Origin of the sequence: Synechococcus sp. GFB01, assembly GCF_001039265.1 — a bacterium.
Classification (GTDB): Bacteria; Cyanobacteriota; Cyanobacteriia; order PCC-6307; family Cyanobiaceae; genus NIES-981.
Genome location: NZ_LFEK01000049.1, coordinates 1 through 14026 on the forward strand (window position 1 = coordinate 1; position 14026 = coordinate 14026).

15 protein-coding genes, 2 pseudogenes and 1 riboswitch are annotated in these 14026 nt (G+C 69.9%); of the genes and pseudogenes, 9 read left to right on the forward strand and 8 right to left on the reverse strand.

The features are described 5' to 3' along the window. The 7 genes and pseudogenes from SYNGFB01_RS07325 to SYNGFB01_RS07350 all read left to right on the forward strand — a co-directional run. Positions 1-351 (forward strand): annotated as a pseudogene (locus SYNGFB01_RS07325) (Fur family transcriptional regulator); the annotation flags it as partial. 34 nt (positions 352-385) lie between these two features. Beyond that, positions 386-1531, forward strand: coding sequence for a GTP-binding protein (locus SYNGFB01_RS07330; RefSeq protein WP_235299983.1), 1146 nt, complete (start codon positions 386-388; stop codon positions 1529-1531). A gap of 21 nt (positions 1532-1552) precedes the next feature. Further along, positions 1553-1727: riboswitch (cobalamin riboswitch) on the forward strand. A 39-nt stretch (positions 1728-1766) separates the two neighbouring features. Next, entirely contained in the window at positions 1767-2339 is a 573-nt protein-coding gene (locus tag SYNGFB01_RS07335) for a HupE/UreJ family protein (RefSeq protein ID WP_235299984.1), read from the forward strand. 68 nt (positions 2340-2407) lie between these two features. Continuing rightward, positions 2408-2551 (forward strand): hypothetical protein, encoded by a 144-nt coding sequence (locus SYNGFB01_RS14895; RefSeq protein WP_200900076.1) that lies wholly within the window; start codon positions 2408-2410, stop codon positions 2549-2551. A gap of 179 nt (positions 2552-2730) precedes the next feature. Then, positions 2731-3816 carry an extracellular solute-binding protein gene (locus SYNGFB01_RS07340; protein WP_369795512.1) on the forward strand — a complete coding sequence of 362 codons (1086 nt, stop codon included), beginning with the start codon at positions 2731-2733 and terminating at the stop codon, positions 3814-3816. After that, positions 3813-5363, forward strand: coding sequence for an ABC transporter permease (locus SYNGFB01_RS07345; RefSeq protein ID WP_369795513.1), 1551 nt, complete (start codon positions 3813-3815; stop codon positions 5361-5363). Before SYNGFB01_RS07340 ends, SYNGFB01_RS07345 begins: the two co-directional genes overlap by 4 nt. Positions 5364-5784: 421 nt before the next feature. Beyond that, positions 5785-6369 (forward strand): ferritin, encoded by a 585-nt coding sequence (locus SYNGFB01_RS07350; RefSeq protein WP_048017538.1) that lies wholly within the window; start codon positions 5785-5787, stop codon positions 6367-6369. 7 nt (positions 6370-6376) lie between these two features. Here SYNGFB01_RS07350 and SYNGFB01_RS07355 read toward each other — a convergent pair whose 3' ends face one another. Together SYNGFB01_RS07355 and SYNGFB01_RS07360 are read right to left on the reverse strand one after the other, a co-directional pair. Continuing rightward, positions 6377-6682, reverse strand: a complete 306-nt coding sequence (locus SYNGFB01_RS07355) for a hypothetical protein (protein WP_048017539.1) — start codon at positions 6680-6682, stop codon at positions 6377-6379. Continuing rightward, complete coding sequence (locus SYNGFB01_RS07360) at positions 6682-7281, reverse strand: helix-turn-helix domain-containing protein (RefSeq protein ID WP_048017540.1); 600 nt, start codon at positions 7279-7281, stop codon at positions 6682-6684. Before SYNGFB01_RS07360 ends, SYNGFB01_RS07355 begins: the two co-directional genes overlap by 1 nt. A 384-nt stretch (positions 7282-7665) precedes the next feature. On the opposite strand from SYNGFB01_RS07360, the gene SYNGFB01_RS14570 reads away from it, so the two are divergent. Both SYNGFB01_RS14570 and SYNGFB01_RS14235 read left to right on the forward strand, forming a co-directional pair. Next, the gene (locus SYNGFB01_RS14570; RefSeq protein ID WP_161795865.1) at positions 7666-8007 is read left to right on the forward strand and encodes a hypothetical protein; all 342 of its coding nucleotides are present in this window, start codon (positions 7666-7668) and stop codon (positions 8005-8007) included. Between the two features lie 1472 nt (positions 8008-9479). Then, positions 9480-9776 carry a hypothetical protein gene (locus SYNGFB01_RS14235; protein ID WP_152669574.1) on the forward strand — a complete coding sequence of 99 codons (297 nt, stop codon included), beginning with the start codon at positions 9480-9482 and terminating at the stop codon, positions 9774-9776. A gap of 646 nt (positions 9777-10422) precedes the next feature. Here the strand turns inward: SYNGFB01_RS14235 and SYNGFB01_RS07380 are convergent. From SYNGFB01_RS07380 to SYNGFB01_RS07400, 6 genes and pseudogenes are all read right to left on the reverse strand, one after another. Further along, positions 10423-11289 carry a bile acid:sodium symporter gene (locus tag SYNGFB01_RS07380; RefSeq protein WP_048017543.1) on the reverse strand — a complete coding sequence of 289 codons (867 nt, stop codon included), beginning with the start codon at positions 11287-11289 and terminating at the stop codon, positions 10423-10425. Between the two features lie 40 nt (positions 11290-11329). Further along, on the reverse strand, positions 11330-11734 hold the full coding sequence (locus SYNGFB01_RS07385) for a YidH family protein (RefSeq protein WP_048017544.1): 405 nt from the start codon (positions 11732-11734) through the stop codon (positions 11330-11332). A 10-nt stretch (positions 11735-11744) separates the two neighbouring features. Then, the gene (locus tag SYNGFB01_RS07390; RefSeq protein ID WP_048017545.1) at positions 11745-12143 is read right to left on the reverse strand and encodes a DUF1622 domain-containing protein; all 399 of its coding nucleotides are present in this window, start codon (positions 12141-12143) and stop codon (positions 11745-11747) included. Continuing rightward, positions 12140-13156, reverse strand: a complete 1017-nt coding sequence (locus SYNGFB01_RS07395) for a formylglycine-generating enzyme family protein (protein ID WP_235299985.1) — start codon at positions 13154-13156, stop codon at positions 12140-12142. The genes SYNGFB01_RS07390 and SYNGFB01_RS07395 overlap by 4 nt, the downstream gene beginning before the upstream one ends. A gap of 79 nt (positions 13157-13235) precedes the next feature. Next, complete coding sequence (locus SYNGFB01_RS15400; RefSeq protein ID WP_053068387.1) at positions 13236-13475, reverse strand: hypothetical protein; 240 nt, start codon at positions 13473-13475, stop codon at positions 13236-13238. Then, positions 13441-14026, reverse strand: a pseudogene (locus SYNGFB01_RS07400) (hypothetical protein); the annotation flags it as partial. The pseudogene SYNGFB01_RS07400 and the gene SYNGFB01_RS15400, both read right to left, overlap by 35 nt.

A 14026-nucleotide genomic window follows, 5' to 3' on the forward strand; every position in this document is an offset into this window, starting at 1 on the left:
CGGCGAGCTCTCCGGCCAGGATCTGCATGCCCAGCTGCGCCGCAGCAGCGCGCCGATGGGCCTGGCCACGGTCTACCGACACCTGCGGCAGCTGCAGCAGTGGGKCTGGTGCGCTGCCGCCACCTGCCCAGCGGCGAGGCCCTGTTCGCCCCCACCGAGCGGGATGACCATCACCTCACCTGCGTCGACTGCGGCAGCACCCAGCGGCTGAGCCACTGCCCGATGCATGCCCTGGAGCTGCCGGGCGGTGAGCTGCACGGCTTCCTGCCCCTGTTCCACACCCTGGAATTCTTCGGGCTGTGCGCCGACTGCCAGCGGCGCCAGGGCCGCAGCGCCGCCCACGCCTCCTGAAACCTAAGGTCTGAGAATGAGTCCCAGTGCCTCCATGCCCGCCGCTCAGGCCGATGCCGTGATCGATGCCGTGATCGATGCCGATGCCGTGATCGATGCGGCCGCCGCGCCCCTGCCCGTGACGATCCTCACCGGCTTCCTGGGAGCCGGCAAGACCACCCTGCTGAATCACATCCTCAGCAACCAGGAGGGCCTCAAGACGGCCGTGCTGGTGAACGAGTTCGGCGAGATCGGCATCGACAACGACCTGGTGGTCGCCACCGGCGACGACATGGTGGAGCTGAGCAACGGCTGCATCTGCTGCTCGATCAACGGTGAACTGCTCGACGCCGTGTATCGGATCCTCGAGCGCCCCGATCCGGTCGACTATCTGGTGGTGGAGACCACCGGTCTGGCCGATCCGCTGCCGGTGGCCATGACCTTCCTCGGCAGCGACCTGCGCGATGCCACCCGGCTCGATTCGATCATCACCCTGGTCGACGCCGAGAACTTCGGCGGCGAGATGCTCGAGGGGGAGGTCGCCCGCTCCCAGATCGTGTACGGCGACATGATCCTGCTCAACAAGACCGATCTGGTCGACGGGCCGCGCCTGGCCGAAGTGGAGCGGCAGCTGCGCGCCATCAAGACCGACGCCCGCATCCTGCACTCGGTGAAGGGCGAGGTGCCGCTGCCGCTGCTGCTCAGCGTGGGGCTGTTCGAGAGCGACAGGGTTGTCGCCCGGCAGGACCACAGCGACTGCGACCACGAGCACGGCGAGTGCGTGCATGACCACGCTCACGGCCATCACCATCACCATCACGGGCACGGGCACGGGCACGACCATGAGCACGACCACGGGCACCACCACGCCCATGGCGAGGAGGCCCACGCGATCGAAGGGTTCACGTCGCTGTCGTTCCAGAGCGACGGCCCCTTCGCCCTGCGCAAGTTCCAGAACTTCCTCGACAACCAGCTGCCCCCGGAGGTGTTCCGGGCCAAGGGCATCCTCTGGTTCAACGAGAGCCAGCGCCGGCACGTGTTCCACCTGGCCGGCAAGCGTTTCTCGATCGATGACAGCGACTGGCCCGGCCCGGAGCGCAAGAACCAGATCGTGCTGATCGGCAAGGGGCTCGATCACGCCAGGCTGCGCCGGCAGCTGCAGGCCTGCGTGGCGCGTGACGCGGGTAAAGGCTTCGCCTGAACAGCCCGATCCGGCCCACAGCACCGATACTGCATGAGGGGTTCTCCGGATCCAGACCGGGGAGGCAACGAGGAAAGTCCGGTGGCGGGAGTCTCTCCCCAGTCCGGCACTGTCCCGCAGCTGTGATGGCCCCGCCGCCTGCCCCCCAGGCCGGCCCGCCTCAGTCAGAACGCTCGCCCCATCCACCACCTTTCGCCGCCGGCGTGGACCGGACCGCCAGATCATGTCTTCACCTGTGACCCGCCGCCTTCTCCTGCCGGCCGCCGCCGGCTGCGGTCTCAGCCTGCTCTCGGCCCTGCCGGCCGTCGCCCACGGCGTGGCCGGAGGGGGGCTGATCGCCGGCGCCAGCCATCCCCTGCTGGGGATCGATCACCTGCTGCTCCTGGTTGGGGTGGGCGGCGTGGCCTCCCTGGCGGGCGGCCAGGTGCTGCTGTTCGCGATCGGCGGCGCCGTGGTGGGCGCACTGCTGGGCAGCCTGGGCAGCACCTTGCCCGGTGCCGAACTGCTGGCCGCCCTGGCCGTGGCCGCGCTGGGCCTGATCCTGCTGCAGAGCCAGCGCAGCCAGCAGGCACCCCGCGTCAGCCTGCTGGGTCCGATCGTGGCGGCCGCCGTGAGCGTGCACGCCCTGCTGCATGGCCAGGAGCACGCCGGCACGGCCGCCTGGTGGATCGGCGCCGCTGCCGCCTCCGCCGCCGTGGTGGCGCTCACCGCCCTGTCGCTGCGGCGGCTGGATCAGCGCTGGACCCTGGGCCTGGCGGTGGGTCTGAGCCTGGCGGGACTCGGCCTCGCCCTGGCTCCCCTGGCGTGAAAACCGCCTGCATTGCTACCAGCCGGCCTTCCCAGGCTGGCTAACGTTCCAGCAACGCTCCATCAGCCATGGCCGAACTGCTGCTGTTCACCGGCGTCCTCGCCCTCTTCGGTCTGGCTCTCTGGCTCACCGGCAACTCCGACGACGACAACGAGGACGGCGGCCTGATGCAGCCCGTTCTGGTGCCGGTGCGGGTGCAGCGCGGCCGCTGAGGCGATCCCGCGCACCGCTCCCAGACCATTCTCATCAGACACACTGCCCGCCGGCCCGCACCGGCGGGCTTTTAGCTGGCCTGGCGGGGAATGGTGCCGCGTAGCAATTGCTACGCCCGTTCCGCTCATTGATGACGGGGACAGCCAGATCGGCGCGACAGGATCCAGGGCAGTGTCCCGTGTGCATCGAACACCGGCAGATCGTGATGCGCCTCACCCTCACCGCCCTGGCCACCACGGCCCTCGCCGCCACCACCCTGGCTGGCGCGGTGGTCGCCTCCATGGCCCAGACCCGCCCCCAGGAGGTCAACGTCTACTCCGGACGTCACTACAACACCGACAAACAGCTCTACGCCCAGTTCACCCGCCGCACGGGCATCAAGGTGAACCTGCTGGAGGGCAAGGACGACGAGCTGATCCAGCGGCTGCGCAGTGAGGGCCGCAACAGCAAAGCCGACCTGCTGGTGCTGGTGCTGGTGGATGCCGCGCGGGTGGTTCGCGCCCAGGAGCTGGGGCTGTTCCAACCGATTCGCTCCGCTGAACTGAACCGCGACGTGCCGGCCAATCTGCGCGACCCCGGCGGCCGCTGGTTCGCGCTCACCCGCCGTGCCAGGCCCGTGATGGTGAACAGTGCGATCGTGAATCCCAGGCTGATCCGCACCTACGCCGACCTGGCCCGCCCGGAGTTCAAGGGCAGGCTCTGCCTGCGCAACCGGGCCAGCGTCTACAACCAGTCGCTCACCGCCGACGAACTGGTGCGCCGCGGCAAACCGGCCACGCAGCAGTGGCTGAAGGGGATGATCGCCAACCTGAAGCAGCCGCTGTTCACCTCCGACACGCCGATGATCCGGGCCGTGGGCCAGGGTGAGTGCGGGGTGGCGGTGGCCAATCAGTACTATCTGGCCCGCATGCTGCAGGGCGACAACCCGGCCGATCGGGCCGCCGCGGCCAAGGTGAAGGTGGTCTGGCCCAACCCCACCCACGTCAACATCTCCGCCGGCGGGGTCACCCGCAGCGCCCGCAATCCGGAGGGAGCCCGCAAGCTGCTCGAGTTTCTGAGCTCGCCCACCGCCGGTGAGGGCTATGCCTCCGCCAACAACGAGTANCNCCCTCAANNGCTGGGGGAACAACCCCACCCTCAAGGCCTTCGGCACCTTCAAGGCCTCACCGGTGACGATCGAGCAGCTGGGACGCCGCAACCGCGAGGCGGTGGAGCTGATGGCGCAAGCTGGCTGGCAATGAGTGCACCCGCGCTGCTGCGTTGAGCGCCCCGGCTCCTCTCCTGACCGCGCTCAGCAGCCCGGCCCGGCCATCCAGCCGCGCCGGGCTGTTTCTCGTGGTGCTGGCGATCAGCGGGCTGGCCTTGCTGCCCCTGCTGGCCCTGCTCGGAGATGCCCTGCTCAGCCGCTCCGCAACGGGGCTGGGTCTGAGCCTGGATGGCTGGCAGCAGATCCGCGGCACGCTGCTGCTGGTGGCCGGGGANGGGCTGAGCGGGGCGGTGCTGGGCACGGCCATCGGCTGGCTCACGGCGGTGTGCCGCTTCCCCGGGCGCCGCTGGCTGCGCATCGCCCAGCTGCTGCCGATGGCCTTTCCCGCCTACCTCCTGGCCGCGAGCCTGATCGACTGGGGCAGCTACCGCGGCCTGCGCATCCATGGCCTCGGCTGGGCCGTGCTGCTGCTCACCCTGGCCAACTACAGCTATGTGTTCCTGCTCAGCACCGAGAGCTTCTCCGTGAGCGGCCGCCGCCTGCTCGAAGCCAGCCGCAGCCTGGGCGTNGGGCCGTGGCCCAGCTTCTTCCGGGTGGCCCTGCCGATCGCCCTGCCCTCGATCGGCGCCGGCGTGGCGCTGAGCGCCATGGAGGTGGTGAACGAACTCGGGGCGGTGCGGCTGCTGGGTGTGCCCAGCCTCTCGGCCGGGATCCTGGACCGCTGGCAGGTGGAGGGCGATCCGCAGGGGGCAGCCCTGCTCTCGCTGGTGGCGCTCGCCATCGTGGCGGTCCTGATCGCCTCCGAGCGCCTGCTGCGACGGCGCAGCCGCCGCTGGAACCTGGAGGGGAGCAACGGCGGCGAGCATGTCTGGACGCTGCAGGGCTGGCGGGCCGGCCTGGCCCAGCTGATCACCGCCCTGCCGCCGCTGGCCGCCGCGGCCATCCCGGTGCTCTGGATCCAGCAGGGCTGGCAGGGGCTGCAGGCGGAACCGCTGCAGGAACTGGTGCGGCTCGCCGGCCGCAGCCTCGCCCTGGCCTTCGCCGCCACGGGCCTCACCTGCCTGGGGGCGTTGCTGCTGGCCATCTGCCGGCGCTGGAGTCCCCGGCCGCTGGTGCAGCGGCTCAGCTTCGTGGCGGGCCTGGGCTATGCCATCCCCGGCAGCGTGCTGGCCCTCGGGCTGATCGTGCTGGGGGGGCCCATCGGTCTGGGCCCGGTCGTGCTGCTGCTCTGGGGCTACGGCGACCGCTTCATGGCCGTGTCGAAGCAGGGACTCGATGCCGCTCTCGAGCGCATCCCCCCCAGCATCGATGAAACGGCCACCAGCCTGGGCTGCGACTGGCTGGCGGTGCTGCGGCGGGTGCACCTGCCGCTGCTGCGCGGGCCCCTGGTGGTGGGCAGCCTGATGGTGTTCGTCGACGTGGTGAAGGAGCTGCCGATCACCCTGGCCCTGCGACCCTTCGATTTCGACACCCTGGCGGTGCGGGTGTTCCAGTACGCCAGCGACGAGCGGGTGGGCGCGGCCATGGCCCCAGCCGTGCTGATCATGCTGTTCGGCCTGGTCGCCTCCCTGGCCCTGATCCCCAACCTGGAACGCCGCGGCTGATCCAACGCCGCGGCTGATCCAACGCCGCGGCTGATCGGTGCAGACCGCCGGCTGTCAGTCGCGGCCGCAGCGGCACTGGCCGCCCTTCCACTTGGAGCACTTGCTCTGCTTGCAGCCCTTCTTCTTCTGTGCGTTCAGGCCGGAGCCCACCAGGCGGGGGCTGCGCCGGGCTCGCAGGAGTCAGCGGCCGAACCGAGGGGCTTCGCCATCCGTGCAGCGCCGCCTGACGGCGCATGAGACCTGACGTCAGCTTATTGCGATCGATTCTCCTTTGCGCCGGTTCAGCACCGCGGCCACCGGGGGGGTTACCGCCTGATGTGATGTCGGATACCGTCACCAGCGCACCGATCGATCGCCTCGGCTGCTGGCCTGCAGGGAAGACGCGACTAGCCTGCAGTGCCAGGTCTCTCGCGTGATCGCCATGGTCCAGTCACCGTTTCAGATCGGCGCCGGCCCCCGCGTGGCCACCGGCCCGGCGGGCCGGGCCATGGCCCAGCCGATGGACCCCGACCTGCTGGAGGGCCTCAAGCACCACCTCACGATGGAGCGGCAGGCCAGCGCGGCCTACTGGGCCCTTGCACTCTGGTTCGCCGAACGCGAACTGCGCGGCTTCGCCCACTACCTGCGGCATGAAGCCGCCGACGAGCAGCACCATGCCGGCCTGGTGGCCGACTATCTGATCGCCCGCGGCCAGACGGTGCAGCTCGAACCGATCGCCGCCCCGCGCCAACAGTGGAGCGACGCCGAGGAGATCTTTGCGGCGGTGTTCCAGATGGAGGCCGACGTGACCACCTCCCTGCAACAGCTCTACGCCCTGGCCGAACGGGGCGGCGACGTGCGCACCACCGTGTTTCTCGATCCGATCGTGCAGGGTCAGATCGAATCGGAACATCAGGCCGCCCACCTGCTGGGCAGGATCCGCTTTGCCCAGGGCGATCCCGCCGCCCTGCTGGTGATCGACGGCGAGCTCGGCGCCGACCGCCACGAGCCGGCCTCGATGGCCTGAGACCGGCTCAGCCCCCGGCGATCGGCCGCCGCGCCAGCTCCTCGAGGAAGGCGAGCGCCAGCGGGTCCTGGAGCTGATGCAGCCGCCGCAGCGAGCGGGCAGCCTGCTGCACCTCGCGGCGGCGATCGGCCAGCTGGGCGCGTTCGCGGCGCAGGCGCTCCAGCAGCGCCGGGCTCTGACAGCGGGCGAGGTCGGCCGACACCTGGGCAGCGCGGCTGCGCAGGCGATCCATCTCACGGCACAGGCTGCCCACCAGGCTGCTGGCCTGGGGACGAACGGCAGCCGCTGCCGGTAGCAGGGCGATCGGGCTCATCAGGCTGCGGCGGCGAGGGGGGCTGCGTCGACCAGAGCGGGCGCCAGCCGCATGCCGGTTTCACCCACCGGTGCCTCGAGCAGCTGGGCCTGGCGGATGCGCGAGATCAGACGGGTGGTGGTGACCCGGGTGGTGCCGATCAGCTCACCGATGCGCTCATGGGTGAGCCGGAAGGGCAGGTCGCACCAGTTGCCGCAGCGGCGGCCGAGACGCACCACCAGCAGCCCCAGCAGGGCGTGCAGCCGCTGCTCGGCGCTGCCGAGGTGGCGGATGCGGAGCAGCTGCAGGGTCCATTCGTTCACGGCATCGAAGCCGTCGCCCGCCCGCGGTTCGGCATCGCTGCGGAAACACAGGGGCGTGAGCGCCTCCACGCACACCCCCTCGCTGCAGAGGCGATCCGTGCGCAGCTGGTCGCCGGCCTGCAGGAAGGCGAGGGTCATGCCTTCGGTCTCCTCACAGGGGCAGTACACCCGGGCCACGCCTTCGAGCACCTCGAGGCAGGTGCCCTGCGGGCGCAGGGCGGGATCGACCAGCACCATCTGGCCGGCCGGCATCCGCACGGCAGAGACGGGGGCGTCGGGAAGGAAGCGGAAACTCATGGCCACCGCAGCGGGGCTTATTGCGAATGACTCGCAACCTAAACAAGACCACTGCCCTTTTGCAAGCGATTCTCAATAACAACTGGCTCTTGCGAGCCTGCCTGGCCGCTGCCGGTCCGCGCCCGCGTCGCCGATCGATCCTGTCGCCGTCCGTTACAACAACGCTGCCAACGGCCGAGGCTGCACCCACGTTGAAGGGTGACTTCGTCATCCGTCGCAGGAGAGTGTTGATCCATGCGGATTCCCAGCTTTGTTCTGCCTTGCCTGGGCGGCTCGGTCCTGGCAGCTGCCGGTCTGTGCAGCGGGCCTGCGCTGGCTCAGTCCCGGACCCTCTACACCCTGAGCACGCAGTGCAGCATCCGGGGCGGTCAGCCCCAGGCCTGTGTGGTTGAAGCCACCGAGGAAGGCGACGCCACCTTCTACCGGCACCGGATCGGCACCGTCACCGAAACCGTGCGGATCACCGAGAACCCGGTGCGCATGACCATCTGGGATGCCAGCAGCAAGAGCTGGCAGACCCTCAGCGGTGCCGCCGCCCGTTTCTCCACCAACACGATCTGCTTCAACGGTCGCGATCTCTGCGTGGTCAACGCCAATTACCTCAACAGCGTGCGGCAGGACCGCCCCGAAACCACAGCGGGGCGTGACCTGGTGAAGGTGCGCTTCGACGACACCGGCCGGGTGAACCTCTCCTGCTACGACGACGGTTGCAAGGAGGTGCGCTGATGAAGCGGGCTCTCTCGGGATGCAGTCTTCTCCTGATTGGCGTTCTCGCTCTGCCGGCGGGCATCACTCCGGCCCTGGCGCTCGACAGCAGCGCTGAGGGTTCCGCACTGATCGCGCGCAGTGGTGGCGGTGGCCGCGGCGGGGGTGGTGGCGGCGGTCGCGGTAGCCGTGGTGGTGGCGGTGGCGGCGGGCGATCCGCCGGTGGCGGCGGTGGGCGGGCGAGTCGCCCCGCAACTGGCTCGAGCGGGTTCAAGAGTTCCGGATCGGGCCTCAACAGCGGCTCCAGACAACCCACCGGCGGCTGGAGTGAGCGGTCGCGGAGCAGCAGCGGCCCCAGCCTCGANCCGNCCCCGCAGNCCTCCACCCAGCGGGTCAGTGGCGATCGCACCCTCACCAGCACGCAGCGGACGAGTGGGGAACGCGTCGGCGACCGCCAGGCCGGCCGCACCGAAGCCCGCAGCGACTGGCAATCCGGCAGGACCGATCGCACCACCGTTCGCCAGGATGAACGCAGCACACGCGTCGATTCCCGCCAGGAGGGACGCACCGACCGGCTCGGGGAGCGCTCGGATGTGCGCAGCGACCGGGTCAATGAGCGCACCGACCGGGCTGATCAACGTTGGGACAACCGCGACCAGCGCTGGGATAACTACTGGGATCGCTATCCCGGCTGGGCCCGCCCCGGCTGGGGCTACGCCCGGCCCTGGGGCTGGGGCTGGTACGGCGGCTGGAGCTCTCCCCCCTGGGGCTGGTGGGCCGCCAATACGGCGGTCTGGGGCATCTCCAGCCTGGCCACCGCGGCGATCATCAACGATGCGGTGAACGATGCCGTGACCTCGGAGGTCAGCTACATCGTGGTGCCCAACAGCAGCTATCAACTGCTCTATGGCACGGTGGAGCCGATCGGCACCCAGGGCGTCAGCTTCGAGGTGGTCTCCGGCGACACGGCGGTGCGGATAACGGCCGACTGCAACCAGGGCACCCTCAACGGCCGCAATCCAAGCAACGCCGCCGAGGCCGAGCTGCTGAACGCCGCCTGCCAGGTGGCCTACGGCTCCGTCTGAGCCCGTCGCCATCGCCCGCGGCGAGGTGCCCGGCACACGGCAGCAGCGCCGACCCGGGCCTTCCTGGACTCCTATCCACGGAGGCCCTTTCGATAGGGAGGGCTGAGCGATGCCTGCTGGATCGGTGCCAGCGCCGCCTGCGGCGCTGCAATGCGTTAGACCCATCACCGGCAGGATCAGCGCAGCGGCAATTCCCCCGCGCAGCCTGTACGCTGCGCGGCTGAACTGTCACCGGATTCCACACGAATCCAATCACGATGCGATGCTCGAAGGTGGGGTTGTTGCGCATGGCCACCGGATTGGTGGGCGGCGCAGCGCTCTGGTGCACCGCCGTCTCCGCGGCGCCCGCCCCTGCCGAGTCGCCCGCGAGCGAAGCCACGACGGCCGAAACAGCCGCTGGCGGCAGACGTGAGTTCAGGCCAGGCGGACGCAGCGGGTTCCAACGAGCAGACCGCCAACGAAGATCAGCTCTGGCGCGGCAACGTGGAGCTCTACATGCTGGCCCCGCTGAAGCTTGACACCACTACCACGGTCAAAGGGCGCACGGCCGAGGCCGATCTTGACCTCGGGGAGGTGCTGTCGGCACTGCAGTGGTATTCCTCGCTGCGCGCCAGCGTGGAACAGGCCGCCTCGGCGTGCTCACCGATCTGTACTACAGCAAGCTTGGTGATGAGGCGGCCGCCACCACCCCGCGCGGCCTGTTGACGGGGAAAGCAGAGATCGACTCTCAACTCGGGATCTACGATTTCGCCCTGCGCTATCGGATCGGGGAGCCGGAAGCGGCCGTTGGCAAGCCCGGTCAGTTCAGCATCGTTCCCTATGCGGGGGTGCGCCTGATCGATACCCAGCTCGATGTGGATGCCCAGGTGCTGCTGAAAGGGTCCAAGCCGATCTTCAGTGCCCAGGGCAGCATCGATCGCACCTGGGCCCAACCCATGCTGGGCGCCCAGGCCGCCGTGTTTCTGACCCCCCGACTGCGCGCCTTCGCGCGGGCCGATGTCGGCGGATTCGGCATCAGCGGCTCCCGCGATCTTTCCGGCAACGNCCAGATAGGCCTGGGCTATGCCGTGGGCAACAACACCACGATCAACCTCTCCTGGCGCTACCTGGGACTCGAATACAACAACGGCGAGTCCCCCGACAATGGTTTCGAACTGACTCAGAACGGCGTGCAGATGGGGGTGCAGTTCTTCTTCTGATCCACGGATCGACTGATCCACCGACCGACAGCCGGGCCCTCTCGACCACGGTCCAGCCCTCCCGGCGGGCCTGCTCCAGCGGAGAGTAAGCCCAAAGGCCAGGCTGAGCCTGGACGGGCGCAGGGAGGGGAGGAGTGAGGGGCGCGCCCAGCTCAGGCTGGCGCCACCAGCCGCTGCCGCCAGCGCACGAAGGGGATCTCGAGGATCACCGTGACGANCAGATAGACCAGGATGCCCAGCTTCAGGCCTTCCATCCGAGGGGCGTAGGTGGCGGCGAAGAGCAGCGCCAGGCCGGGGTTGCGCATCGAGGTCACCAGCGAAACGGTGGTCCGCTCCTCAGGATCGCGGCCAGCCAGCAACCAGCCGATCGCCAGGCTCGCCAGCACCATCGCCGCCATGAGCCCGATCGCCAGCAGGTTGTTGGCCATGAAGGGCACGAGCACGTGGATGCTCTTCGCCAGCACGGCCAGCACCAGCAGCAGCAGCAGCAGGTTGGCCAGCTTCTCGAAGAAGCCCTGCCAGCGTTGGGCCCAGGCCGGCTGCCAGCGGCGCATCACCAGACCGCAGGCCAACGGCAGGAGCTGGGCCTTGCCCACCTGCAGCGCCACCGGGCCGGGGGTGATCTCCCAGCCCTGCACGCCGTAGGTGGAGGTGAACACCTCCGCCATCAGTGGCACCGACACGATGGCCGCCAGAGCGGCCCCCACCTGCAGATGGGCCGCCAACTGGCGGCTGCCGCGGGCCTCGCCCGCCTTGCGCAGGGTGAGCGGGGCGCTCGGGCAGACCGCCATCAGCGCGATGGCGTAGCGGGCCGGGGTGCTGATCGCCGCACCGAGCGGCAGCCGCAGCAGCAGCAGGGCCACCAGGGGCACCAGCACGCAGCTCCCCAGCAGCACCCGCAGCAGCAGCGCCCGGCGATGGAGCAGCAGGTCGACCCGGTTGCCGGGCAGGCCGAGCCCCAGGGTGAACATGATCGTGAACAGGGTGGCGGTGACCAGCACCGGGCCAACGGGATTCATCAGGGCAGAAGGGAGACCGGGGATGCGGATGGGTGTGGGCTCAGGAGCCCGTTGCCGGCACCCTGAACATGCCCGGCACCAGCACCAGGAAGGCGATGGCGCCGATCACCATCAGGGCCAGAGCGGTGATCACCGCAATCGAGCGCTCCCCGCCGGTGTAGAGGAAGTCGTCCCGGCGGATGCGTCTCAGGTCGCGGCGGTGCTGCACGGTCGCCGCCGCCAGGGCGCTGACGCCGGTGAGGATGAAGCCCATCGACAGCAGGCGCACGCTGAGGTCGACATGGGGACTGTCCCCAAGCCGGGTGTACTGGATCGCCGAGATGATCCGCTCGAGGCCGAAGCCGAAGCTGATCAGCGAGAGCGCGGTGCGGATCCAGGCCATCAGGGTGCGCTCGGCCGCCGCCCGGTTCCGTTCCTTGGCCAGTTCGTTGGAGAGGGAGGTCATGGCTGGGACATCAGGACGACGAAACGGAGCGGGGCCGCTCGTCTTCGAGCTTCCGCTCCGCCTCGATCTCCCTGGCCAGGAAGACGTTGAGGAAGGTGCGGATCAGCGCGATCGCGGCCAGCTGGAGCAGATTCGCGCCGCTGGGGGCGGCCGTGGTGGCCACGATGTCGGCGCCCAGCTGGAATTCAAGGGCCATCGACAACCAGCTCCCGAAGCTGAGCCGCACGGATGCGGCGGTGCGGTGAGGACGGCGACGCTGGAGGAGGGCGGGGATCGCCAGCCGCAGCGCCGCCAGGAGGCCCGCCGCCACGCAGAGCACCGAGAGCACCTCCAGGGAGAAGCGCAGACCGCTGACCAGGATGCGGAAGAGGTGCTCGAGCGCTTCGGGTCCGGCCACGGCTGGAGTCATTCCGCCCCGACCTCCGCCCGGGCGGGCCGCACGATGCAGCGGAACCCCAGGTGACAGGTGGAGGTGTCGATCCCCTGGGCCATCCGCGCCGCGGGTCGGTAGCGACGGCAGTAGCTGGGAGCGCAGAGGAAGGAACCGCCCTTCACCACCCGGCGCGGGATGGCGCCGTGCTGGGAGGCCGGATCGATGCTTCCCTCGCGCTGCCAACCCCGGGGGTTGTCGATCGTGCAGCAGCCGCCGGACGCCTTGTGCTGCCGCACCGTGTCGCCATGGTCGGCGTACCAGTCGTCGGTCCACTCCCACACGTTGCCGATCATGTCGAGCAGGCCGTAGCCGTTGGGCGGAAAGACGNCGACCGGCGAGGTGCGCTCCCAGCCATCGAGGCGGCTGTTGTGGTGGGGGAAATCCCCCTGGAAGGTGTTGGCCTGCGGCACGCCGCCGGGGTGGAGCTCATCGCCCCAGGCGAACTCGGCCCCCTCCAGAGCGCCGCGGGCTGCGCGCTCCCACTCCGCCTCGCTGGGCAGGGCCTTGCCGGCCCAGGCCGCGTAGGCGGCCGCATCCTCATGGGCCACATGCACCACCGGGTGTTTGGCACGGGGCTTGATCGAACTGCCGGGCCCCTCCGGATGGCGCCAGTTCGCACCCTTCACGTACTGCCACCAGCGGTAGTGATCGCCGGTGCCGACCGGGCCCTGCGGTGCCACGAACACGATCGAGGCCGGCGCTAGCAGCTCCTGCAGCGCCTCGGGGTAGAGGGCCGGATCGGCGGGCCGCTCCGCCAGGGTCACGTAGCCCGTGGCCTTCACGAAGGTCTGGAACTGGGCGTTGGTGACCGGTGCCCGGTCGATCCAGAAGCCCTCCACGCGCACCCGGTGAGCCGGCGCCTCCTCGGGGTAGTGGTGGTCGGAGCCCATGCTGAAGCTGCCGCCCGGGATCCACACCATGTCGCGGGCGGGGGGACGGCCCGGGGCACGGCTGATCGAGCCATGGGGCGGAGCGCCGGTGCTGATCATGCAGGCGAGAGGGATCGGAGCGGCCTCACCGCAGTGTGAGAAGGCCGCCGTGGAGCCGCAACACGCATCCGTTGATCTGTCATGGCTGAGTGGCTGTCATGGCTGAGCGGCTGTCATGGCTGAGTGGAGGCTGCCGCCGGGCCGCCCGGCTCTGCCTCGAAACGATCGATGGCCACGGGGAGGGAGGGCGCAACCCGGCCTCGCCGAGGCGGTGTCCGAGCTCGCTGCGCCGCACCATGGCCTTCACGCCGGGATTGAGGCCCGCCAGCCAGAGCCGGATGCCCTCACGCTCGAGCTGCTCCCGGGCCTGCGTGAGCATCTTGAGGGCGGAATACTCCAGATCGATGATGGCCCGGCCGTCGAGCACCATCACCCTGGCTGATGCGCTCGATCAGGCTGCGGATCCGCTCCGCCACGCCCTGGGCATTGGCGAAGAACAGCCGTCCCTCCACGCGCACCATCAGCAGGCCAGGCCAGGTCTGAGCCTCCGGATGGGCGTCGGCGGGACGGAAGGCGCCGGTCCCGGCCTGGCGTGCCAGCACGTAGACCGGCGGATGCATCTCCTGCTGGGCCAGGGAGAGCAGCGACACCACCACCGCCACCAGGATTCCCTCGAGGGTGCCGAGCAGCACCACGCCCACCAGCGCGATCACCGCCCAGCGGAATTCCGGGTGGCGCACCCGGCGGATGGCCAGAAACTCGGCCGGGCGGATCAGATCGAATGCATAGACCAGCACCACCACCGCCAGGGCCGCCTCGGGCAGCAGCGACAGGGCCGCCTCGGCAGCAGCGACAGGGGCGGGGCGAGCAGCAGCATCACCGCCAGCGCCACCGCCGCCGTGGACCAGCGAGGCCAGCGGGGTGCGGGCG

Excerpts from the sequence above, each read along its gene's own strand:
- SYNGFB01_RS14895 (WP_200900076.1), top strand. The coding sequence starts at position 2,408 with ATGGCCGAACTGCTGCTGTTCACCGGCGTCCTCGCCCTCTTCGGTCTG.
- SYNGFB01_RS07330 (WP_235299983.1), top strand. The coding sequence starts at position 386 with ATGCCCGCCGCTCAGGCCGATGCCGTGATCGATGCCGTGATCGATGCC.
- SYNGFB01_RS07360 (WP_048017540.1), bottom strand. The coding sequence starts at position 7,281 with ATGAGTTTCCGCTTCCTTCCCGACGCCCCCGTCTCTGCCGTGCGGATG.
- SYNGFB01_RS07350 (WP_048017538.1), top strand. The coding sequence starts at position 5,785 with ATGGTCCAGTCACCGTTTCAGATCGGCGCCGGCCCCCGCGTGGCCACC.
- SYNGFB01_RS07385 (WP_048017544.1), bottom strand. The coding sequence starts at position 11,734 with ATGACCTCCCTCTCCAACGAACTGGCCAAGGAACGGAACCGGGCGGCG.
- SYNGFB01_RS07355 (WP_048017539.1), bottom strand. The coding sequence starts at position 6,682 with ATGAGCCCGATCGCCCTGCTACCGGCAGCGGCTGCCGTTCGTCCCCAG.
- SYNGFB01_RS07390 (WP_048017545.1), bottom strand. The coding sequence starts at position 12,143 with ATGACTCCAGCCGTGGCCGGACCCGAAGCGCTCGAGCACCTCTTCCGC.
- SYNGFB01_RS15400 (WP_053068387.1), bottom strand. The coding sequence starts at position 13,475 with ATGCTCACGCAGGCCCGGGAGCAGCTCGAGCGTGAGGGCATCCGGCTC.